The 23,859-nt window shown below is 42.2% G+C and carries 13 protein-coding genes; 7 read left to right on the top strand and 6 right to left on the bottom strand.

Annotated features, from left to right (window positions below; all coding sequences use genetic code 11):
* Positions 1 to 5 precede the first annotated feature (5 nt).
* The 3 genes from BMW86_RS16300 to BMW86_RS16290 form a co-directional block, all read right to left on the bottom strand.
* Positions 6 to 7,307 (bottom strand): Calx-beta domain-containing protein, encoded by a 7,302-nt coding sequence (locus tag BMW86_RS16300; protein ID WP_089782787.1) that lies wholly within the window; start codon positions 7,305 to 7,307, stop codon positions 6 to 8.
* 311 nt (positions 7,308 to 7,618) lie between these two features.
* The gene (locus BMW86_RS16295; RefSeq protein WP_218149154.1) at positions 7,619 to 10,285 is read right to left on the bottom strand and encodes a TonB-dependent receptor; all 2,667 of its coding nucleotides are present in this window, start codon (positions 10,283 to 10,285) and stop codon (positions 7,619 to 7,621) included.
* A 6-nt stretch (positions 10,286 to 10,291) separates the two neighbouring features.
* Positions 10,292 to 11,194: an SAM hydrolase/SAM-dependent halogenase family protein gene (locus BMW86_RS16290; RefSeq protein WP_089782786.1), complete on the bottom strand. Its 903-nt coding sequence runs from the start codon at positions 11,192 to 11,194 to the stop codon at positions 10,292 to 10,294.
* Positions 11,195 to 11,513: 319 nt separating this feature from the next.
* Between BMW86_RS16290 and BMW86_RS16285 the strand changes: the two genes are divergently transcribed.
* From BMW86_RS16285 to BMW86_RS16255, 7 genes are read left to right on the top strand one after another with little or no spacing between them, the layout of a single operon-like run.
* Positions 11,514 to 12,026 (top strand): GNAT family N-acetyltransferase, encoded by a 513-nt coding sequence (locus BMW86_RS16285; RefSeq protein ID WP_089782785.1) that lies wholly within the window; start codon positions 11,514 to 11,516, stop codon positions 12,024 to 12,026.
* 45 nt (positions 12,027 to 12,071) lie between these two features.
* A complete protein-coding gene (locus BMW86_RS16280; RefSeq protein ID WP_089782784.1) occupies positions 12,072 to 13,310 on the top strand; it encodes a TolC family protein in 1,239 nt (412 codons plus the stop codon).
* A complete protein-coding gene (locus tag BMW86_RS16275) occupies positions 13,307 to 14,206 on the top strand; it encodes an efflux RND transporter periplasmic adaptor subunit (RefSeq protein ID WP_089782783.1) in 900 nt (299 codons plus the stop codon). The genes BMW86_RS16280 and BMW86_RS16275 overlap by 4 nt, the downstream gene beginning before the upstream one ends.
* Positions 14,203 to 17,205, top strand: coding sequence for an efflux RND transporter permease subunit (locus BMW86_RS16270; protein ID WP_089782782.1), 3,003 nt, complete (start codon positions 14,203 to 14,205; stop codon positions 17,203 to 17,205). The genes BMW86_RS16275 and BMW86_RS16270 overlap by 4 nt, the downstream gene beginning before the upstream one ends.
* 27 nt (positions 17,206 to 17,232) lie before the next feature.
* Positions 17,233 to 17,421: a hypothetical protein gene (locus tag BMW86_RS16265; RefSeq protein WP_089782781.1), complete on the top strand. Its 189-nt coding sequence runs from the start codon at positions 17,233 to 17,235 to the stop codon at positions 17,419 to 17,421.
* Positions 17,418 to 17,966 carry a hypothetical protein gene (locus BMW86_RS16260; RefSeq protein WP_089782780.1) on the top strand — a complete coding sequence of 183 codons (549 nt, stop codon included), beginning with the start codon at positions 17,418 to 17,420 and terminating at the stop codon, positions 17,964 to 17,966. Before BMW86_RS16265 ends, BMW86_RS16260 begins: the two co-directional genes overlap by 4 nt.
* A gap of 26 nt (positions 17,967 to 17,992) precedes the next feature.
* Positions 17,993 to 18,634 carry a hypothetical protein gene (locus tag BMW86_RS16255; protein ID WP_089782779.1) on the top strand — a complete coding sequence of 214 codons (642 nt, stop codon included), beginning with the start codon at positions 17,993 to 17,995 and terminating at the stop codon, positions 18,632 to 18,634.
* On the opposite strand, the gene BMW86_RS16250 is transcribed toward BMW86_RS16255, so the two are convergent.
* The 3 genes from BMW86_RS16250 to BMW86_RS16240 are packed head-to-tail and all read right to left on the bottom strand — an operon-like array spanning position 18,621 to position 23,821.
* Entirely contained in the window at positions 18,621 to 20,138 is a 1,518-nt protein-coding gene (locus BMW86_RS16250; RefSeq protein ID WP_089782778.1) for an MGH1-like glycoside hydrolase domain-containing protein, read from the bottom strand. The two genes, BMW86_RS16255 and BMW86_RS16250, sit on opposite strands and share 14 nt — an antisense overlap.
* On the bottom strand, positions 20,111 to 21,082 hold the full coding sequence (locus BMW86_RS16245) for a pectinesterase family protein (RefSeq protein WP_089782777.1): 972 nt from the start codon (positions 21,080 to 21,082) through the stop codon (positions 20,111 to 20,113). Before BMW86_RS16245 ends, BMW86_RS16250 begins: the two co-directional genes overlap by 28 nt.
* Positions 21,083 to 21,100: 18 nt before the next feature.
* The gene (locus BMW86_RS16240; RefSeq protein WP_089782776.1) at positions 21,101 to 23,821 is read right to left on the bottom strand and encodes a family 78 glycoside hydrolase catalytic domain; all 2,721 of its coding nucleotides are present in this window, start codon (positions 23,819 to 23,821) and stop codon (positions 21,101 to 21,103) included.
* Positions 23,822 to 23,859: the final 38 nt, after the last annotated feature.

Below are 23,859 nucleotides of genomic sequence, written 5' to 3'. Positions count from 1 at the left end.
CTCATTTATCTTAGTATTTCCACCCACCCTTTGTAAATCCTTACGCCATCGGCTTTATGTACTTCCAGTGTGTAGAAGTAACTGCCGGCATTTAGTCCCGAGCCGTTCCAGTTATTCTTATAATCTTTAGATTGATATACCATTGCCCCCCATCTGTTATATACATACAAACTGGAAGAAGGATATTTATCCAGTCCGCCAATATCAAATTTCTCATTCTTCCCATCACCGTTAGGTGTAAATACATTAGGAATGATGAGCGCATCTCCATCTACCGTAATCGTAGATGTACCTCTGCCACCGGTAGGATCGTCCTTTGTTTCTTTAGAGATAGCGCTGGCGGCATTGGTAATGGTACCACCATCTGTGGCCTTACATACCAGCAGCATTTCTGCTGTTTCCTCAAGGGCCAGATCACCAACGGCCCAGGATATGATCCTGCCATTCTGAGATACCGTACCTTTTGCTGTAGTGGCAATAGGGTTGATGTCCAGCGTGAGTGGCAGAGAATCTGTCACTACCACTTCAGTAGCTGTTATATTTCCTTTATTCGTGACTGTTATACGGTAAGTAATATCCTGCCCTATACTATAAGGGCCTGGCTGAACAACTGTTTTAGTCACTACCAGGTCTACCTTTGGTATATCATCATCTATAATATCCAGAGAACCAGTGTTCCCTATACCTGTAAAAGGCAATGTGCTACTCACACCAGTGATGGTGATGACCACGTTTTCAGTTCCTTCTATCAGCTTATCGTCTATTACATTGATGGGCACATTTGCAATGTCACCACCAGCAGGAATAACTACCTGCAACGACGGTATTTCATAATCATCACCACCGGTAGCTGTACCGGAAAGCGTATAAGTAATTGTAATTGGTACACTGGTTTTCTTACCCGGAGCAACAGTAATCGTAAACCCGCCATTCGTAGCCGGTTCAGCGGCATTAATACCATTAATGCCATTGGTGGCATCTCCATCATTATCCCCTACACCTACATTCATATCATCGTCATCATCTCCGATAATGATCCCTGCATTATCCTGTGGCCCTTTTATAAACGGTAATGTACTGGTGATACTGGTAATGGTAATAGTCACGGTTTCATCTCCTTCAATCAGGTTATCATCAATCACATTAACAGGGATATTCATCCCATTGCTAAGCGCAGGAATAATCACTGTTCCGGAAACAGGAGCATAATCAGTACCATTGATAGCGGTACCGGCAATAGTATAAGCCACTGTAATTGGTACACTGGTTCTCTTACCCGGAGCAACGCTCACCGTAAACCCGCCATTGGTAGAAGGTTCTGCGGCATTTACACCATTGATACCATTCGTAGGATCTCCGTCATTATCACCGATACCCACATTCATATCATTGTCATCATCTTTTATGATTAGAGTGGCTGATCTCTGTGTGCCGATGGTAACAGGTAATGTAGTAGTGATATTAGTGATTGTCAGAACAACTGTCTCATCTCCTTCTATCAGATCATCGTCAATAACGTTAACAAAAACATCTGCGGTGTTACCGTTAGCAGGGATAGTAGCTGTTAATGGCAATGAAGTATAATCAGTACCACCAGCCGCCGTTCCGGTGATAGTATAGGTAATAATTATTGGAGAAGATGTTACCTTACCTGTTCCGATGCTTAATGTAAAATGACCATTCGTAGAAGGCTCTGCTGCATCCACTCCATTGATACCGTTAGAAGCATTCCCATCATTATCGCTGATGTCTACTGTAATAATATCATCGTCTTTTATAATAACAGTACCTGTATTAGCAATACCTACATACGGTAGTGTTGTATTAAAACCGGTAAATGTAAGGATCACCGTTTCATCTCCTTCTATCAGGTTATCATCCAGTACAGGAACAGTTAATTTTACACTATTACTTCCCGCAGGAATGGTATCCGTTAATTGTATAGTAGTGTAGTCTGTTCCATTAGTAGCAGTACCGGTGATGGTATAATTAACTATAACAGGTACGCTGGTAACTTTCCCCGGAGCTACACTGAAAGTGAACTCCCCGTTGTCGGCAGGTTCCGCCGCTGTTGCATCACTGACGGTCACTGTTACATTCATGTCTGCATTATCATCATCAGTGATGTTGATAATGGTTGTTTTAGTCGCCGCATCAAATGTAAAAGGCGCAGGGGTAAGGATGGGGGATGAACTAACACCTGTAACCGTTAACGCCACTGTCTCCGTCCCTTCAATTATATTATCATCAATAACAGATACAGGCATTGTATAACGGTTACTATCGGCAGGGATAACAGCTGTTAAAGGCAGAGAAGTATAATCAGTACCATCAGATGCTGTTCCGGAGATAGTATATGTAATAGTAACGGGCACGCCTGTCAGTTTACCGGGCGCCACGCTGAAAGTAAATGATCCGTTAGTGGCAGGTTCTGCCCCATCAGTGCCGATTACCTGTACATTCATATCACTATTGTCATCATCAGCAATAATGATCCCTGCATTATCCTGTGGCCCTTTTATAAATGGTAATGTACTGGTGATACTGGTAATGGTAATAGTCACAGTCTCATCTCCTTCGATCAGGATATCATCAATCACATTAACAGGAATAGCCTGCCCATTAGCAAGCGCAGGAATAGTCACTGTTCCGGAAACAGTGGCATAATCTGTACCATTGATAGCAGTCCCTGAAATGGTATAAGCCACCGTAATTGGTACGCTGGTCCTCTTTCCAGGAGCAACGCTCACCGTAAATGCACCATTGGTAGAAGGTTCCGCTGCATTTACACCGTTGATACCATTGGTAGGATCTCCATCATTATCCCCTATACCTACATTCATATCATCGTCATCATCTTTTATGATTACAGTCGCTGATCTCTGTGTGCCGATGGTAACAGGTAATGTAGCATTGATGTTAGTGATCGTCAGAATAACTGTTTCATCGCCTTCTATCAGATCATCGTCGATAACAGTAACCGGAACATCTGCATGGTCCCCGTTAACAGGGATAGTAGCAGTCAATGGACCCGTAGTATAATCAGTACCATTGGCAGCCGTTCCGCTAATAGTATAAGTAATAACTATTGGAACAGTAGTTGTTTTACCCGCTCCTATACCTAATGTAAAGCTACCATTCGTAGAAGGTTCTGCGGCATTTACGCCGTTGATTCCATTGGAAGGATCCCCATCATTATCTCCGATATCTACTGTAATAATATCATCATCTTTTATAATAACAGTACCGGTATTAGCAATACCTACATACGGCAACGTTGTATTAAAACCGGTAAATGTAAGGATCACCGTTTCATCTCCTTCTATCAGGTTGTCATCCAGTACAGGAACAGTTAATTTGACACTATTACTTCCCGCAGGAATGGTGTCCGTTAATTGTATAGTAGTATAATCTGTTCCATTAATAGCAGTACCGGTGATGGTATAATTAACTATAACAGGTACGCTGGTGACCTTCCCTGGCGCTACACTGAAAGTGAACTCCCCATTGTCGCCAGGTTCCGCCGCTGTTGCATCACTGACGGTTACCGTTACATTCATGTCTGCATTATCATCATCAGTAATGTTGATACTGGTTGTTTTGGTCGCATCAAATGTAAAAGGTGCAGGTGTAAGCACAGGTGATGAACTAACACCTGTAACCGTTAACACCACTGTCTCCGTCCCTTCAATAATATTATCATCAATAACAGATACAGGCATTGTATAACCGTTACTGTTAGCAGGGATAATAGCTGTTAAAGGGAGAGAAGTATAATCAATACCACCAGATGCTGTTCCGGAGATAGTATACGTAATAGTAACCGGTACACCGGTCTTTTTACCGGGCGCTACACTGAAAGTGAATGATCCGTTAGTGGCGGGTTCTGCCCCATCAGTGCCGGTCACCCGTACATTCATATCACTATTGTCATCATCACTGATAATGATCCCTGCATTATCCTGTGGCCCTTTTATAAATGGTAATGTACTGGTGATACTGGTAATGGTAATAGTCACGGTTTCATCACCCTCGATCAGGTTATCATCAATTACATTAACAGGAATACTTTGCCCATTAGCAAGCGCAGGAATAGTTACTGTTCCGGAAACAGTGGCATAATCAGTACCGTTGATAGCGGTACCGGTAATAGTATAAGCCACTGTAATTGGTACACTGGTTCTCTTACCAGGAGCAACACTCACTGTAAATGCACCATTGGTAGAAGGTTCTGCTGCATTTACACCGTTGATACCATTGGAAGGGTCTCCGTCATTATCACCTATACCTACATTCATATCCAAATCATCATCCTTTATTAATACAGTGGCTGATTTCTGTGTACCAATGGTAACAGGTAATGTAGTACTGATGTTAGTGATCGTCAGAACAACTGTTTCATCTCCTTCTATCAGATCATCGTCGATAACAGTAACCGGAACATCTGCATGGTCGCCGTTAGCAGGGATAGTAGCAGTCAATGGACCCGTAGTATAATCAGTACCATTGGCAGCCGTTCCGCTAATAGTATAAGTAATAACTATTGGAACAGTAGTTGTTTTGCCAGTCCCGAGACTTAGTGTAAAACTTCCATTTGTAGAAGGCTCTGCGGCATTTACACCATTGATACCATTAGTAGGGTCTCCATCATTATCCCTAATATCTATTGTAGTATTATCATCGTCTTTTATAATAACAGTACCAGTATTAGCAATACCTACATAGGGCAGTGTTGTATTAAAACCGCTAAATGTAAGGGTCACCGTTTCATCTCCTTCTATCAGGTTATCATCAATTACAGGAACCGTAAGTTTGACACTATTACTTCCCGCAGGAATGGTGTCCGTTAATTGTATAGTAGTGTAGTCTGTTCCATTAGTAGCAGTACCGGTGATGGTATAATTAACTATAACAGGTACGCTGGTAACTTTCCCCGGAGCTACACTGAAAGTGAACTCCCCATTGTCGCCAGGTTCCGCCGCAGTTGCATCACTGACGATTACCGTTACATTCATGTCTGCATTATCATCATCAGTAATGTTGATACTGGTTGTTTTAGTCGCATCAAATGTAAAAGGCGCAGGTGTAAGCACAGGTGATGAACTAACACCTGTAACCGTTAACACCACTGTTTCTGTACCTTCAATAATATTATCATCAATAACAGATACAGGCATTGTATAACCGTTACTGTTAGCAGGGATAATAGCTGTTAAAGGCAGGGTAGTATAATCAATTCCACCAGATGCTGTTCCGGAGATAGTATACGTAACAGTAATCGGTACAGCGGTCTTTTTGCCAGGTGCCACACTGAAAGTGAATGATCCGTTAGTGGCGGGTTCTGCCCCATCAGTGCCGGTTACCCGTACATTCATATCAGTATTGTCATCATCAGCAATAGTAACAGTAGCAACATTGCTCGTACCGGGTATAAATCCCGAAGGACTTGTAATCGTTGAAACAGCACCCGTAACTGTTAAGATCACCGTTTCATCTCCTTCTATCAGGTTATCATCAATCACATTAACAGGAATAGTCTGCCCATTAGCAAGCGCAGGAATAGTCACTGTTCCGGAAATAGTGGCATAATCTGTACCATTGATTGCTGTTCCCGTAATGGTATAGTTAACTGTAACAGGTACGCTGGCGGTCAATCCATTCGAAAACCCAACAGTAAATAACCCATTAACAGCAGGTTCTGCGGCATTAGGAGTAGTAGCTGTGACGTTAATACCCATATCCGCATTATCATTATCCGCAATAGTTACAGTATTAAAGGCAGGAGTACCGGCAGTAAATATAGCACCGGAAGGAGATGCTGTTCCGGATGTAACGGTGATGACCACCGTTTCATCTCCTTCAATAATCAGATCATCCAATACTTTTACCGGTATCGGTGCAGTGGTATGTTCTCCTGCTACTAATACCGTATTACCGGTTAACTTTGTATAATCTACATTGGCCGTAGCCGAACCGGAAATAGTATAACGAACGATCATTGTTTCCGAGCATGTATAGTTGCCCGGTAAACTAAACACAAAGCTGCCGTTTACATTAGGCTCTGCAGCATTCACAATGGAAGTGACCGTCAGCACACGATTGGCAGCCGTATTATCGTTATCTGTAATGGTAGCAATATTTGCTGATGAGATGATTGTAAAATCTATACCACTGGATACACCCTCACCGCTGGCCAGCCCAAGGATCACATCTTCCGTAGTTTCTATCACCTCATCATCTGTTACCAGCACGTCCAGTAATATTCCCGGTTGTCCGGCAGGTATTACAATTGTTCCGGTTAAAGTAGTATAATCAGCTCCGTTCGTAGCAGCGCCAGTAAGTGTATAGTTAACGCTAATAGCTTCGGTACTGGTGATACCCGCAGGCAGACTAATATAAAAACCCGCATTAGCGCCACCCTCTGTACCATTGGTAACATTGGAAATAGTAAGCTGGCTATCGTTATCGATAATGGATATAGTAGTGCCAAGACTACCATATCCGGCAGTAGAACCAACGTTATAAGCAAGCGTACCGGTAGCGCTGGTCAACTCTACATTTATTGTTTCTTCATTTTCTATTTCTGTATCATCAACAATACTTATAGATACCGGAACACTATTCCAACCTGCCTTAATAACAGCAGTGAGCGGGAAAGCAATATAGTCCGACGTACTTGCCGTACTGGCCCCCATAAGGCTGTAATGTACTGTGATATCCTCTCCTGCAATATATCCTGCCGGAAGGGCTATCGTCATGCTACCACTGCTTCCCCCCTCTTCTCCATTCACCGTCAGGGCATCTACAAAAACCAGGGTACGGTTAGTGGGAGTATAATCATCATCTGTGATAATCAGCGAAGAACTGCCTGACACTACAAGGTTACCCCCGGAAGCAGTCGTAGCTCCTGTTAAGGTAACCGTCACCGTTTCTCCAGATTCCAGGATCATATCATCCAGCACATGTACCGGCAGCGGCCCGGTCGTTGCCCCCGCAGGGATCACCACATTTACCGGTATGGTAAAATCCGTTCCGTTTGCAGCTGTACCGGATACAGAATAGGTAACGGTAACATTTTCTGCTTCCACACTACTAAGAGAAATAGTGAAAGAGCCATCGGCAGGAGTTGTACTTTCCGCACCGTTAACCGGCGATCCGATAGTGACAGTAGCGGCTCCGGCAAATTGCATCAACTCCTGCAGGAAATTACAGGACGCAAAGTTCCAGTGGAAAAGTGTGTTTGCCGACAATGGCAGGTATGATAATAACATTCCTGCAAGCAGGGTAATTTTGAGAATCGATTTCATAGGGAACAGGACTACATAAACTTATGAAAGACTGTCTCAACAACAAGAATTAAGGTCATTTTACGAGCATAGGGACTTAGTTATCAGCTTGTATCATAGCTAATTTATGGGTTCTTGCTGAAAAATAAATAGCTCTACTCAGTGAGTAGACGGTCAAATCTTCAGCCGGATTACATAACTTATTAAAAATGATTTGAATACGTTTCAGGTAATACTCAATCACGTTAAGGAGAAGGAGGCTGATTGAGGGTTTTTAAACGAATGTTGGGTAAACATAAAAAAGCTCCGGAGCAATCCCCGGAGCTATTATCTTACATCGTTGGCAAATTCATCGTTATACGGGCAAAGTAAAAGGAACCCAGTGTTCCCATCTGTACGGAAGCGTATTTAAACACGCCAAAATAACTGTTGCCATATACCTGTTTATCGGGAAATACATCCAGCAGGTTATTGGCACCAATGGTAAATGTAAATGGCTTCACGTTATAACTGAGAGAAAGGTCAGTCACCACTTTTCCTTTGTGTACCTGTACTTCTCCATAAGGGAAGCTGTTACGTGCTACTTCTCCGAAGTATACATTACGCAGTAATACACTGAATTTTTTGAAGGTATAAGTAAGGGAGAGATTTGCTTTCACCCTGGGTGTACCTTCTGTAATCAGGGTACTGTCGTTCGGAGAAAAGAAGATCTGTTCCTGTCCTTTCAGCGACGCAGGTACATGAGTACCGGTGATCTTGTTCTTATTGATGTTTAATCCCAGTGAAGCAGTAAATGCTTTCAACGTATAATCAGCTACTACATCTATTCCCATCGTCCTGGTATCTACCCCGTTACTGAAGAATCGGGCAGAGCTGGCTCCCAGCGGATTGATAATATTCTGTATAGACTCTACCGCATCTCCGTTAGGATCAAATCCGAAACTACCGGTTAATACAATCCTGTTTTTAATCTCTGTTAAATATCCATCTACAGAAACATTAAAATTGCTGACAGGCTGTGCGGTGAAACCCAGGCTATAGTTCAAAGAAGTTTCCTGTTTCAGCGTTGGTATACCTAATGCTTTTGCAACCGGACTTTCATTCGTAAAGAATCCGGATTGTCCCAGCGTATTATTGGGTAATATATCTGTACTGATATAACTGAAATACTGCTGATGCAGCGAAGGTGCTCTGAAACCATTACTGAAAGCACCTCTTACATTAAATACAGAAGAGAGCTTGTAACGGGTAGCCAGTTTACCACTGAAAGCAGTTCCGAAATCGCTGTAGTGTTCCAGGCGGGCAGCACCGCTGAGTAACCATTTGGAAGTAACATCATATTCAGCATCTGCATATACACCTGTGTTACTTCTGCTTTTATGAATCGCATTATCAGGAGAAAAACCAGGGAACGACTGTGAACCACCTGCTAAACCAGAAGGATTAGAGACGGTACCATCAGGATTAGTTACCAGTGCATAGTTCTTCCAGGAAGCCTCTTCACCTGCGCGGATACGATAATCATCTACTCTGAATTCTGCGCCAAAAGCCAGGTTTAAGTTCCTGAAACGGCGGCTGATATCGAAGTTGGTCGTGTTCTGCAAAAACTCATGACCACCTGCTTTAAAGCTGGTAGGAGAAGCATCCTGCAAAGAAGCGTTGACGGTATGGTCTACTTCATAATCGAAACGGTTATCACCTAAGGTATTGCTCAAATCTGCATGCCATTGGCCCAGCTGCTGTCTTAATCCTACAGCAACAGATCTGTCCTGGATCTTCGAATCTGTTGTAGGCTGGAAGCCATCAGGATAAATGCTATACACATTTACAGTAGCATCGCTGGGCAAACGGCGGAAACCGAATCCTTGCCCTCTCCTGTAGTTATATCCGCCAAAAGCATAAAATTCACTTTTACCAAAAGGTAAAGACAGGTTAAAGAAAGCACCCCCGTTTTTGATTTTCGCATCTCCTATCTGGAAATTAAAATCATCCCTTTTCAACCCTTTTGATTTTAACATGTCATCATCATACTTCCTTGAAGCTGCCGGATCATCTGTAAAATCATAGGCGAAATAGTTATTCAGAGAAGACTGATCGAAGATGATCAGGTTATTGTTCTGCGCCCGGGTAGTCTTATCACGATAAGATCCTTCTGCGGTAAGATTGATAAATCCACCGTTCTTACCCAGACCAGTACCATAATTCAGGTTCAGTTGCCCCAGTCCTCCATCTCCACGGGAAGTAATACCCCCTGTGGCAGAAGCGAACAACTGATGCGTGTTTTGTTTCAGCACGATATTCACCACACCTGCAATGGCATCAGAGCCATATTGTGCGGAAGCGCCATCTCTCAATACTTCTATCCTTTCTATGGCAGATGCAGGAATGGCGTTCAGGTCGGTCCCCACAGAACCGTTACCCACGGTACCCTGGTTATTGACCAGTGAAGTGGTATGCCGGCGTTTCCCATTGATCAGTACCAATAACTGATCAGGGCCTAAGCCCCTGATACTGGCCGGGTCTATATGCTCACTTCCATCGGAAGAAGACTGCCTGTTAGAGTTGAACGAAGGAGAGACATATTGCAATATCTGATTAAGGTCGTTTTGAGGCGATTGTGTCTGCAATTTTGAAATATTGAACACATCTACCGGCGCTACGGTATTCAGCCTTGTACGGCCGCTGCTACGCGTTCCTACCAGCACCACTTCGTTGAGGTTATGAAGGGATGACTGAAGGATGATAGTGTAATTACCCGCTGTTGTCAGCACCTGTGTATAGGTATCATAACCTACAGAGCTAACGGTAAAGTGTTTATCCTTACTGGTAAGCGTAATGGCAAAAGAACCATCCTCTTTGGTGGTAGTACCACTGCTGAATCCAATGATACTGGCACCTGCTATGGGTTTGTTATTTGTATCCAGCACTTTACCGGTAATGCTCTGGGCATTCACGGCACCTGCTATCAATAAAAAAACGGGGATTAAATATTTTATCATCGATGATTATTTTTTAGGTTTCAGGGTTACTTCTACACTCCATTCACTGCCACTGCCAATATGGTAAGTATTGGCGAAACTACCCTGGTTTAAGGCAAAGGACAACTGTAACAGGCTATTCAGGTAGCTGAGAGGTTTACCCTTTGCTACAGCTCCGAAAGTCTGACTGTAAGGGGCATCCCCTTCATAGACTTTTTTCCCGCTATGGAAGATAGAGACATGCAAGATATCCCCGTACTGAGGGTGCAGCTGGTTCACCAGGTCTCCGCTGATGTTGGTCCAGATATTGCCGTATTGCACGTCCAGAATGGAGATATTCCCTTTCAGCTTACCTGCCGACAGGGTAGCCTGCTGATAAGGGATTTTTACCACCTCTTTTGGCAGTACAGGGCCTACCTGTTCGTAAGTGATAGCACCCGCTGCCAGTCTTGCGCCGGTATAGGCATATACATCCCTGCCATGGAAAGTGTAGGACTTCTGGGAGTCTTTACGCCTGTTCACAGCTTCGTCTATTTCCCGCACTTCTGCTATACCCAGGGATTCCGCTATCAGGGTCAATGTGCCATTATCCGGGGTAACGATGAACTGCCCGGTGTTTGTTTTCAGCACTACCGATTTACGGGTGGTACCTACTCCGGGGTCTACTACGGATACGAATACCGTTCCGGCAGGCCAGTAGGGAACTGTTTGCTGCAGGCGATAAGCTGCTTCCCAGATGTTATAAGCCGGGATCTCGTGGGTAAGGTCGTATAGTTTAAGATCAGGGGAAACACCGGATGCCACGCCTTTCATGGCCGAAACGGCACCGTCTTTTAATCCGAAATCTGATTGGAACACGACAATCTTGTTCTGAGAGAAGGAATGGCTGGATACCAGCAGGAATAAAATAATACCTAGAACTCTTTGCATCTTCTTTAAATATTAGTCTACAAATTTAGTGGGATTGAAGCAATTATATGCAAAATTATAACAAAACAAGGCAGATAAGGTTGTATAAACCCTAGTAAAACAGGGCTAAAACACCGACTGGTACCGACATTCTACCATCATTCCTATATCGATCCTATAGCACTCCTATATCATTCTACCGGCATTCCTATATCCAAACGATATAGGAATGATGTAAGAGTGCCGAAGGAATGAGCTTTCCATGACGAAGGGATATAGGATTTACATCTTTATCGACACCCTTCTTAATCAGGACCAAATCCCCGATCTTTGGCCTATTATGGTAGAACTGGTTAAAGTAACATCCTCTGATATTATAGCCTTACAGGCTCTCTCCCGCCAAACCTTCTTTGAAACGTTTGCCGCGGAAAATACTCCTGCCAATATGCAATCCTTCCTGAATAAGGCTTTTCAGGAAGAAGGACTCCTGGAGGAAATCAATAACCCTCATTCGGTTTTTTATTTTGCAAAAGCCGGGGATAACATCATCGGGTATTTAAAAATCAATACCGGACCAGCACAAACGGAATTACAGGAAGAAGATGGGCTAGAGGTAGAACGGATTTATGTGCTGAAAGAATTTCAGGGGCAGAAAGCCGGTAAGCTAATGCTTGATAAAGCCTTGCAGATAGGCCGGGAAAGGAACGCTGCTTACATATGGCTGGGGGTCTGGGAAAAGAATATCAAAGCGATCTCATTTTACAGCAAGAACGGATTTATTGCCTTTAGTTCACATATCTTCCGGTTTGGGGATGAGGATCAAACGGATATTATGATGAAACTAGAACTATAAGCCTATACAGAAAGTCTTCAGAATTGCGTGATAAGTTTGCTCATCATGTATAAACAATTTCTTATCAGTGTTTTTCTTTTACTGCTGATGGGTACTGCTACAGCACAAAAGAAAACACTGGATTATTTTATAGATCAGGCTCTCAATAATAGTCCGCTGTTACTGGATTACCAGAACCAGGTACTGTCTAATAAAATAGACAGTCAAAAGATCCTGGCTACCTACAAACCACAGGTGGCGGGAACCAGCGTTAATACATACGCGCCCGTTATAAAAGGTTATGGGTATGATAATGCGATCACTAACGGAGCTGGTGTGAATGCCCTTGTAGGTGTGAATAAGAAATTTGTGGGAAAGAAAAACCTGGAGGCTCAGTTTGAAGGCATCAATCTCTTAAGCCGGGGAATAGAGAATACAGCGAAGATTTCCGTGCAAGACCTCAAAAGGACGCTGATAGCACAATATATTACTACGTATGGCGATCTGCAACAACTCAACTTCTCCAAAACAATTCATTCCCTATTAGCTAAAGAAGATACTGTTTTGAAAAAGCTGACGGGGAGTAATGTATATCGTCAGGCTGATTATCTTACCTTTCTCGTTACCTTACAGCAACAGGAACTCACCGTTAAACAAAACACCATCCAGTTCCAGAACGATTACGCTACCCTGAATTATTTAAGTGGCATCGTTGATACTGCCACTGTAGAGCTGGAAGAACCGGATATAAAAATCCAGGCTTTACCTCAACCCGAAAACTCTGTATTCTTTCATCAATATACCTTAGACAGCCTGAAACTCCGTAACGACCGGGCTAACCTGGATTACAGCTATAAACCTACTGTCAGTGCGTTTGCAGATGCCGGGTATAATTCATCATTGGCTTATACTCCCTATAAAAATTTCGGCACCAGCTTTGGCTTTAGTCTTAATATCCCCATCTATGATGGTAAACAGCGCAAACTGCAATATCAGAAATTAGATATCTCAGAGCAAACAAGACAGCATTATAAGGAGTTCTTTACGAAACAATATAGTCAGCAGGTGTTACAGCTCATGCAACAATTGAAAGGTACACAGGAACTGATAGACCAGATCAATTACCAGATAAAATATTCTGAAGGACTAATACAGGTGAATACCCGATTACTGGTAACCGGCGATGTACGTATAGCCGACCTGATAATAGCGCTCAATAATTATTTAAATGCTAAGAACCTGCTCACACAAAATACTGTGAGCCGTCTTCAGATCATTAATCAAATCAACTACTGGAACAGATGATACAACGGGTAATGATATTATTACTGTTAATAACGTCCTGTAAACAGGCCGCGACTGAAGATGCCACTACCGATATACAGACACCGGTATCAGTCATTAATATCAGCAGAGGACCGATGCAGGAATATATTGAGCTGAACGCTACATCCACATTCCTGTTAAAAAGTTTCATCAAAGCCAATGCTACCGGTTATCTGCAATCTACCAATATACACCTGGGACAACTGGTACACCGCGGCCAATTACTCTTTACCGTTAAAACAAAAGAAGCGGTAAGTATTGGTAACGCGGTGAATGCACTCGACAGTAGTTTTAAATTCTCCGGCACCAACAGTATTAAAGCAAGTGTTGACGGATATATTACTTCGCTTGATCATCAACCGGGAGACTATGTGCAGGATGGAGAACAACTGGCGACCATCAGTAATAATTTTGTATTCCTGATGAACATGCCTTATGAACTCCATAATGCAGTTATCATTCATCATACTGTTGATCTCATTTTACCAGGTGGAGAAAAGATCACCGGTACCATTTCTGCAGCTATGCCTACTGTTGATTCTGTGGCGCAAACACAAAGCATTATTATCACCATGGATGGTAATAAGACCATACCGGAGAACCTGGTGGTGAAAGTAAACATCCCTACTGTTTCTAAAACAGATGTGATCACCTTACCCAAATCAGCTGTGTTGGCGGATGAAACACAAACTGAATTCTGGGTAATGAAACTCATGAATGATAGTACCGCTATTAAAGTACCGGTAAAAAAAGGTATTGAGACGAAAGACAAGATAGAGATCATCTCACCAGTATTCTCAGATAATGATAAAATCCTTGTTACGGGAAATTATGGTTTGGAAGATACAGCGAAAGTTAAAATCATTAACCCGTGAAAAATTTCTTTATCTCCCATAAACATCCCATTACGGCTATCCTCTTTCTTATTATAGCAGGAGGCATTTTCGCCTATAGCAGAATACAGATATCGCTGTTTCCGGAAATTACTTTCCCTAAGATAAAGATCATTGCGGATGCCGGATTACAGCCGGTGGATAAGATGATGGTAACCGTAACAAAGCCATTGGAGAATGCGATCAAGCAGGTACCTGCTATGCATATGGTACGTAGCAGTACCAGTAAAGGCAGCTGTGAGATTTCTGCTTTTATGGACTGGGATGCAGATATAGACCTGAGTCAGCAGCGGATAGAATCGAAGATCAGTCAGATCAGAAACCAGTTACCACCGGAGGTACAGATTACGGTGGAGAAGATGAATCCTTCTATTCTGCCGGTGATGGGGTATACTATTGAAAGTCATACCAAGAGTCCGATTGAATTAAAAATGCTGGCTAATTATACCATCAAACCGTTTTTGTCTCAGGTGGATGGTGTATCGGAAGTGCGGGTGATAGGCGGTAAAACAAAGGAGTACTGGTTACAGCTGGATGCGAATAAAATGAGTACGTTGTCTGTAACACCGGATATGGTGAGTAATGTGTTATCCCAGACAAACTTCATCAAATCGAATGGTTATTTATCAGATTATAAATTCTTATACCTTACTGTTACAGATGCTACTGTACATTCAGTAGACGATCTGAAAAATATTATCATCAGGAATGATGGCAAAAGAATTACGCGTTTACAGGACATTGGTGCGGTAGATATAAAGGAAGCCATAGAATATACCAAGATCAATGCAAATGGCAGGGAAGGTATCCTGATAGCTATTATAAAACAGCCGAACGCGAATCTTACAGACATGTCTCTTGCCATGGAGAAAAAGGTACAGCAGCTTGATTTGCCTGATGGAGTAACTATCAAACCGTATTATATCCAGTCGGACTTTGTGCAGGATGCAGTGAGAAGTGTAACGGATAGTTTGTGGATAGGGTTATTACTGGCCATCGTGGTAGCTATTATATTTCTTCGTTCTTTAAAAGCCAGTGCTACGATATTAGTCACGATACCGGTTACGCTTTGCTTAACATTATTATTTCTATACGCTATCGGGTATACGTTTAATATCATGACCCTGGGTGCTATTGCAGCAGCAACGGGTTTAATTATAGATGATGCCATTGTAGTAGTGGAGCAGATTCACCGTACGCATGAGGAACATCCTGATGAATCTACTGTTACACTGTTACAGGAAGCGGTCCGTTATCTCTTCCCGGCCATGCTGGGGTCTTCTATCAGTACGATAGTCATCTTCCTTCCTTTCGTTTTAATGACAGGTGTGGCAGGTGCTTACTTTAAAGTATTGACCAATACCATGATCATCACATTGGTATGTTCCTTCTTTGTTACATGGATTGGTTTACCGGTTATTTATCTCTTGTTTTCCAGGAAAGATACACCGGTGAAGGTGCATGCCGTGAGGCAACGAGGTTGGGTATCGTTTTTTATCCATCGCCCTGTTATCAGCTTTGTGATGGTCATTTGCCTGGGTTTATTGATATATCTGATCCTGCCTAAACTGCAAACCGGTTTTTTACCGGAGATGGATGAAGGTAGTATAGTGCTGGATTACAGTTCTCCACCTGGTACTTCTCTTGAAGAAACAGACAAGATGTTACGGGAAGCGGAAAAGCTGATTATGGCTATTCCGGAAGTACAGGCTTATTCCAGAAGAACGGGGACGCAGATGGGGTTCTTTATCACAGAACCTAATACCGGCGATTATCTGATACAACTTAAAAAACAGCGTGACAGGAGTACTGATGAAGTGATCAGCGATATCAGGCAACGTATTGAATCTACGCAGCCGGCCCTGCGTATAGATTTCGGGCAGGTGATTGGTGATATGCTCGGCGATTTAATGACTTCTGTTCAGCCAATAGAAATAAAAATATTCGGGGATAATCCTCAGAAAATTGCGAAAGAAGTAGCAGAACAGGTATCTCAGATACATGGTACGGCAGATGTCTTTGACGGGATTGTTATTGCCGGGCCTTCTGTAAGTATCGTTCCGGATTACAGCAGGATGGCACAGTTTGGGATTACTCCTGCTAACCTGCAGATGCAGTTGCAGAATGCACTGGAAGGTAATGTCATTGGCAGTATTCCTGAAAAGGAGCAGTTATCTGCGGTAAGGATGATTTATCCCCGCAGTCGTAGTATAACAGACCTTCAGCAGCTGGAGATATTTTCTCCTGACGGGCGTTTGCATCCTATTTCTTCACTGGCTACTGTCAGGCTGAATGCAGGAGATGCGGAGATTCAACGGCAGAATTTGCAAACGATGGGGGTTGTTACTGCCCGTCTTGAAAATAGTGATCTGGGAACAGTGATGAATGAGATCCGTAAAATCAAAGTGCCTGCCGGATATCATGTGGAATATGGTGGAGCGTATGCAGATCAGCAGCAATCTTTCAATGAGTTATTAATCATTCTTATTACTGCCAGTCTGCTGGTGTTTATCGTTATTCTCTTTTTATTCCGTGATTTTAAAATTGCATTGCTCATTATTATTCTTGCAGTACTTGGTATCTCTGGTAGCTATTTAGCATTATATCTTACCAATACTCCTTTGAATGTAGGTAGTTATACGGGATTAATTATGATCGTGGGGATTATTGGAGAGAATGCTATTTTCACCTTCTTACAGTTTAAGGATTCCCTTTGTAAACATCGTGTGGATGATGCCATTATTTATTCCATCTCCACCCGTTTACGGCCCAAACTTATGACAGCCTTAGGTGCTATCATCGCTTTAATGCCACTGGCGTTAGGCATTGGCGCAGGAGCGCAACTACATCAGCCATTAGCCATAGCGGTAATAGGCGGGTTTATAGTAGCGCTTCCTTTGCTGCTTATTGTATTGCCTTCTATGTTGCGTATCTTGTACAAGGATAAAAGTCCTTTCCCTGTAATTGATGCGATTTTGTAATAATTTACTTTCGTATATTTACATACGATGAAACCAACAAACAAACATAAAACACACAAACCTTCCAAGGGAGAAAGGTTAGGTTGGACACCTTTAGATGATCAATCTTCTCAAAGAGTAACAGATCAAATGGTGAAAGGTCGTAGTATTTCTGAAAAGGAAATAAAAAGCAGGCAGGCATTACACAACGTTAAAAATAATCTGTTAGTCCCTTGAATTTTGATTACCCAGGATATGATCTTCGATTCATCCAGCGGAGCAAATGTACTGACGGTTCCGCTCATCAGTATACTTATATTTATAAGTTTTACTCTCCTGTAACTGCTTACCACTATATCGTAAGAGCAGAATATCATCGGGGTAATGTATTTGCAATAAAATTCTATTGTAAAAAAGATCGGAAAAGTGAGTTCAAATATTCTAAAATTGTAAACAGGGGAGATCTTGGCAATGTCATAATGAGTTGCGCAAAAGTAATACCACTACTACTTAAAAAACACCCAAGAGCTTCGTTTTGTTTTGCGGCATCCCGTTCCATTGATAAAAACAATAATACTATTGAGGATTATGCACAAACGCAACGTTTTCGTTTGTATCAATATATGATTCCCATAAAATTTGGTGTATTAACATTTGAGCATTTTGCTTACGATGTAGTTAGCAGCTATCTGCTTTATAATAAGAAGACATCAATTCCCAAATCTTATATAGAGGAAACCCTGAAAGATACCTACCAAACTTTAGCAGAAGTAAACCTGTAAGCGATACTATATAAGGCGGACTATATATGAACATACTGAAAGCAATAAAAGCGCTGTTTAAAACAGAAGATGGTGTAAAACGGACTTATCCTTCTGAGGAGGCGTTACGTATACTACGTCAGATGCAGGAAACAGAGAAGCAGGCAGCAGTATTAAAAGAGAGGCATGGGGTTGATTTTAATGCATTCTTCTATAGTCAAATACCTTATACAGATGGTAGTCATTGGGATGAAAAACATGTATTAAACTTTCCGGGTCCTATTTACACAGGAGTAACAGATAACTGTGGCACCGGAATAGAGGCACCGGAAAATGTAATGTTTGATCATGAAGGCCGTGAATTTATTTACTGCCAGCCAAAGAATTATAATCAACTGGCAGCAGTAGATACTGCCGGAGCTGTAGCCCCCTTTCAGGCATATGGCTTCGATGGCAATAAATGTTGGAATTATGAACTGGTTAAAAGCTGGTGGCAGAACAGAGCTGAATGGATCAGTCAGTTAATGGATCCGCTTCTTATCAAACATAACGGCGCCGACATAGTACAATTGTATATCGATTATCTTAATTCTGATATTGCGGAGCTAGACTTAAGAAGATATTGTTTTTTCTTATTGAATAATTATTATCCTGCTGAGGATAATATGGACTTACCTATAATTTCGTGATGACATGCTTTAACTGATCTCCATGATAGATTTGTTTATCATCAGCGAAAATGTATAACCCTTTTCCTTTCTTGTATTTCCTCCCTGTTTTATCCCAACGGATAGTAAGCAGATGCCCGTGATAAGGAACCTTGTCAAGTAAGAACCAATCCCATTTCCCGGCAGGGATTAAGGGGTTTAGCTCTATAGTATTGCCGGTGTTGGGTTTAAGGCCTATCAGGTCGCTGATGACCAGATCGCAGAAGCCGGAGTGATTGTAGTAGCTGCTGCGGGGATCATCTCCTTTCAGCCAGTAACCGGTACGTTCATCCTGGTATTCGCCTAAGTAGGGGATACCGTTTTTCTGATGAGAATTGGCGTAAGTGTGTAAAGCCTTATAGTAGACAGCTGGATCTATATGATGCTGGTAATTGGTGAGCAGGTTAGCCAGCCCTTTTAATGTCTGGGTAGTGGCAAACGGCCAGATAGCACCGTCCCACTCGCAGCCCCCACTACCATGAGAACGGAAAGCAGGATGCCTTCTTTCTGCGGTTGTAATGCCCCAGGGGGCGTTGAATCCTGATGTATCAACCAGTTGCTCCCATGCTTTGGCATAAGTGGCTTTATCGGCTGGTATATTGAAATACCAGGGGATGAAGCCTAACTCTTCCCGCGCATCAGATAAAGGGCCCTTTGCTAACTTTACTTTGTAGAAATGGGCTTTATCATCCCACAGCTGGGATATGAATGACTTTAAAGTTTCTGCTTCTTTATCGTATTGCTGTTTTAAGGTATCATTGCCTGCCATTGCAGCTATCTTTGCTATCGCGCTGGCATTACCATACATATAACTGTTAATGGTAGGGCGGATGTTCTTCTCCTTCCTGGAACCACTGATAGATTCTTCCATTCCATCTTTTACATCAAACTGCCAGAAGCCCTCTCCTACACCTTTTTCTTTTTTCCAGAGGCGATAATCTGCATCCATGTTTTGCAATAAACTGATGATAAAACTGCTGTCTCCATCTACTAAAAAACGATTATACACCGCATCTTCTGCCCAGCTGCTGAACTGATGGAAACGGGGAGCCGGTTGTTGTGCATCTTTGATAAACCAGTAACGAATGTATTGATTGATATACTGTGTATCTCTTAACCAGCGGCCTTCGTATACATGATGTCCGAAGGCACAGCTTAAAGCATTATATCTCCCCGCATGTTTTACAGGTGTGATGAATTCAGTGAAGATGTACCCGTCCGGTGTTTGTTTAAGATGCTTGCGGAAAGTCCACCAGCGATAGTAATAAGTTTTTTCGATGACGGAGTCCGGGCATTCCAATACAGGGACGTTCTCCGCCAGCCAGTTATAAGCGTTCCTGTTGTCTATAAGGTTCTTTACATATTCACTGTCCTGCCTGTTGAAGCGTTCAACATAGCGGAATAGTGTAGTATATGGCTTTTGCTGAGCAACAGCATTCAAAGACAATAGCAAACAAACTAGTAATTTTGTTTTGAAGGATCCCATCCTTTAAATACTTTAGTAATCGTGATAGATTTAGCATCTTTATCCGTCAGCTGATGTGACCATGCTACACGTTTGTCAATAGCTGCACCCGGACCGGTATTCTTATATTCTGCATATCTTGCCGTCTCTTCGTTTTTCTCTTTCTCCCAATAATACCAGCCTTCAGGTAATATATGAGCACCCAGTGTACAATACATAAACAGCGTAGCAGCATAAGGGCGCCACGGCCGCCCCAGGTAAACCTTCGTAACGGCGGTATCAGTCGTTAGTTTACAATGCATGAAAACAAGTCCGTATTCCTGATTCTTAGTCGTCGAAGCAGCAGTGACAAAAGAATTTTTCTTGCTGTAAATAGTACAACCTTCAAAAATAGCAGTAGCAGCGCCGAAGATAAAATCAGTAGTACCTTCTATATAACAATTCTGAAAATACTGACGACCCTTATTGGCATATAATGTATCCTGATTACCTAACAGACGACAGTTACGGATAATACAGCGATCTCCTTCCACATGCAGCGCCACAGCCTGACCAACATTCCCGGCCGTATTCTCGAAAGTGAGGTTTATTGCAGTGATATCATCTCCTGCTATTAATACCGTGTAAGAGGTGAATGTGCTGAACTTATCCTTTCCAAACATATCCTTTTTCTCACCCGGAATTAATCCACCTGAGAAATCAGCATTGGTAATAATGGTGCTATCCCTGCTCTCTCCTTCTAAAATAATACCTGTTTTCCAGGTTGGGATTACCAGTTTCTCCCGGTAGATCCCTTTCCTGATAAAGATCTTACAGGGAAAATAGGAGAAGTCGCGGACAGCATTCACCGCTTCCTGGATAGTATGAAAATCGCCGGTACTGTCTTTGGCAACAACAATGTATTTAGGGTCTTTTGCCCTTGCTATCTGTGTAATGAACAGAAAAAATAATAATAAGTATTTCATAATAAAGAGTTATAAAATTTATCTCACTACATAATGATACTCTCCTGATCCTGTTTTAATAATAGCTCTGTCATCTTCATATCCTACCGGTATAACCATCTTATCGTTTTCTTTAATTATTTGTGTATTCGATGCAGGAATGTATATCGTAGCAGTAGTATTGGCAGGAATCTGTACATATAGATTAAACACCTCTCCTTCCTTTTCCCACTCACTGCGAATAGTTCCATACTGAGAATTATAAGATCCTTTTACATAAGTAATATCTCCTACTACTTCAGGGCGGATGATAATGTCTTTATAGGCTACAGATTTTTCTGATTGATTAATCCCCGCTAATCCATTATAGAACCATTCCATGATGTGCCCCAGCATCAAGTGATTGTTAGAGACCTCTGCCAGTGCAGCCCATGATTCTGTGAGTGCAGTCGCTCCTTTTGCCAGTTGAAAGCCATAACCGGGAACATCACTGCGATAGTTCATATCGTAAATCAACTGGGAAGCTCCTCCTTGTTGTAACGCCTGTACGAGAAAGTGAAAACCGATATCTCCGGCCGTGAGCTTTTTACCCTCATGTGTAATAGAATCTACCATGTTTTTGAATACCTGTTTCCTGTCTTTTTCATTTACCAGTCCAGTGCAAAGCGGCATAGCCATCGCTGTCTGACTACCAGTGGCGTAGACATCTGCATGCAGGAATTTCTTATTAAAAGATTGTTTTACAGCAGCTGCTAATTGTGTCCATTTAGCCACATCATTATTACCCAGTAAAGTGGACATTTTAGATAAGAGGCTGATATCGTAATAATAAATAGCCGTAGCAGTAAGGCTTTTAGGTGTAAGTTGAGCAACACCTGGCCGGGCAGGGCCATAATCATACCAGTCTCCCAATCCATAAGACAGGATGTTGCTGTCCGATCTGCTTTTCAGATACTCTACATATCTTTTCATCATCGGGTAAGCAGCCCGCATCACATCCTTATCACCATACCATTTATAAATTAACCAGGGAAGGATGACAGAAGCGCTACCCCATTCCGGAGAATCACGGAAACCAAATCCACCATCATTGAAGACAACAAATTCAGGTGCGATGTCTGGCACTAAACCTTCTTTGGTTTGCGCATCTATCATATCGTATACTAACTTTTTATACAACTGGTAGATATCAAAGTTATGTTGAATAGATGTGCCCATCAGGTAATCCTGTTCCAGCCAGCTGAGTTTTTCCCTGTGCGGACAATCAGTGACTACACTCTGCATATTGCTTTTAATCGCCCAGAGGATGAGGGTATTGATCTTGTTAAACAAAGTATTGGAACATTCAAAGGTCCCTGATGATGGTGTTGAATTACGGGTATGTAAAAAGCTGAGTGCTTTTATCTTTGGGAGATCGTTTTGTTTCGCAGTATCAGGTGTAGCGCCTTCTACCTGCACATAACGGAAGCCGTAATAGGTGAAACGGGGACGCCAGGTTTCTACTCCTTCTCCTTTTAATGTATAGGAGTAATAATATTGTTTGCCGGTAGCTTTCTGGTTAGCTAATTTTTTATCATTGATCAGTTCAGCAGGAGTGAGTTTGATAATTTGTCCTTTATGACCTTGTACTTTTAGCTCTATAATACCAGATGCATTTTGTCCGAAATCATACATATAGATACTATCTACCGGTTTTGAGATTGATTGTACGGGTAAGATATCTGTTACTTTTACGGGATAATCTTTTTCTGCTTCCAGTAATCCCTGAGGAGGTTTTACCAGTAATGCGTTCTTCCATGTTTCATCATGGAATGAAGGTTGGTCCCAGTCTTTCTGTTCCAGGTTAGCGTTATAATCTTCACCACCATATATGCTGGCGAAGGTAATGGGTGATGGGGCTGTCTTCCAGTCGTTCCCGGAGACGATGGTATTTGTAGTACCATCCTCATAAGTAATGAATAATTTGCAGATCATCTTCGGCATACCAAAAGCGATCGACAATTTACGGTAACGTTCTTTGTTGATGTTGTAAAATCCGTTACCTACTATTACACCGATGGCATTGTTACCGCTGTTTAGTAATCCGGTAATATCATAGGTGTTGTATAAGACACGCTTATCGTAGTATGTCCAGCCGGGAGCAAGGAAATTATCTCCTACTTTTTTTCCGTTGATATTTAGTTCATATTGACCTAATCCGCTGATAAATACTAATGCGCTTTTTATGTTATTTTTAGTGGTGAATGTTTTACGGAACAAAGGGACGACAGATCTTTGTTTTGCCTTGTTTTTATTGTTGATCTTTTCTTCTCCTGAATGTACTCCTGGTACCAGCAACATGGAATCAGGGAGCTCTTCGTAGCCTATCCATTTAGCGTTGCTCCAGTCTGTGATACCTGTGGTAAAAGTAGAGATGTTACTCCAACCAGAGGGTTGCTTATGCTGGTCCCATACTTTTACACGCCAATAGTAGCGGTGTGCGGGCAGTAGCTTTTTTCCTTTGTATATAGACAGATTGCTTTTGATGATGTTGGCAGGCTGCTTTTGCAGGGTTGTACTATCATCTGCTATCTGGATCTGATAAGCGGATTGCAGGTAGTTTCTTTGTGTAGCACTTATCTGCCAGCAGAATGAAGGCGCATTAGCATCTACACCATCAGGGGATGGTTTATGTTCACATAGCAGATTCGTCACTTTTACCTGGGCTGAACAATAACAGGTAAACAGAACGAATAACGTGGAAAGGTAAATTCTGATCATCGATAAAGAATTGCGAATAAGCTATGTAATTTTCTACG

Origin of the sequence: Chitinophaga sp. YR573, from assembly GCF_900110995.1 — a bacterium.
Lineage (GTDB): Bacteria > Bacteroidota > Bacteroidia > Chitinophagales > Chitinophagaceae > Chitinophaga.
Note: the sequence above shows the minus strand (reverse complement) of the source record. Positions and strands in the feature narration are given on the sequence as shown.

What these genes read in the sequence shown, in the direction of transcription:
- BMW86_RS16300 (WP_089782787.1), bottom strand. Translation starts at nt 7,307, where the DNA reads ATGAAATCGATTCTCAAAATTACCCTGCTTGCAGGAATGTTATTATCA.
- BMW86_RS16295 (WP_218149154.1), bottom strand. Translation starts at nt 10,285, where the DNA reads ATGATAAAATATTTAATCCCCGTTTTTTTATTGATAGCAGGTGCCGTG.
- BMW86_RS16290 (WP_089782786.1), bottom strand. Translation starts at nt 11,194, where the DNA reads ATGCAAAGAGTTCTAGGTATTATTTTATTCCTGCTGGTATCCAGCCAT.
- BMW86_RS16285 (WP_089782785.1), top strand. Translation starts at nt 11,514, where the DNA reads ATGGTAGAACTGGTTAAAGTAACATCCTCTGATATTATAGCCTTACAG.
- BMW86_RS16280 (WP_089782784.1), top strand. Translation starts at nt 12,072, where the DNA reads ATGTATAAACAATTTCTTATCAGTGTTTTTCTTTTACTGCTGATGGGT.
- BMW86_RS16275 (WP_089782783.1), top strand. Translation starts at nt 13,307, where the DNA reads ATGATACAACGGGTAATGATATTATTACTGTTAATAACGTCCTGTAAA.
- BMW86_RS16265 (WP_089782781.1), top strand. Translation starts at nt 17,233, where the DNA reads ATGAAACCAACAAACAAACATAAAACACACAAACCTTCCAAGGGAGAA.
- BMW86_RS16255 (WP_089782779.1), top strand. Translation starts at nt 17,993, where the DNA reads ATGAACATACTGAAAGCAATAAAAGCGCTGTTTAAAACAGAAGATGGT.
- BMW86_RS16250 (WP_089782778.1), bottom strand. Translation starts at nt 20,138, where the DNA reads ATGGGATCCTTCAAAACAAAATTACTAGTTTGTTTGCTATTGTCTTTG.
- BMW86_RS16245 (WP_089782777.1), bottom strand. Translation starts at nt 21,082, where the DNA reads ATGAAATACTTATTATTATTTTTTCTGTTCATTACACAGATAGCAAGG.
- BMW86_RS16240 (WP_089782776.1), bottom strand. Translation starts at nt 23,821, where the DNA reads ATGATCAGAATTTACCTTTCCACGTTATTCGTTCTGTTTACCTGTTAT.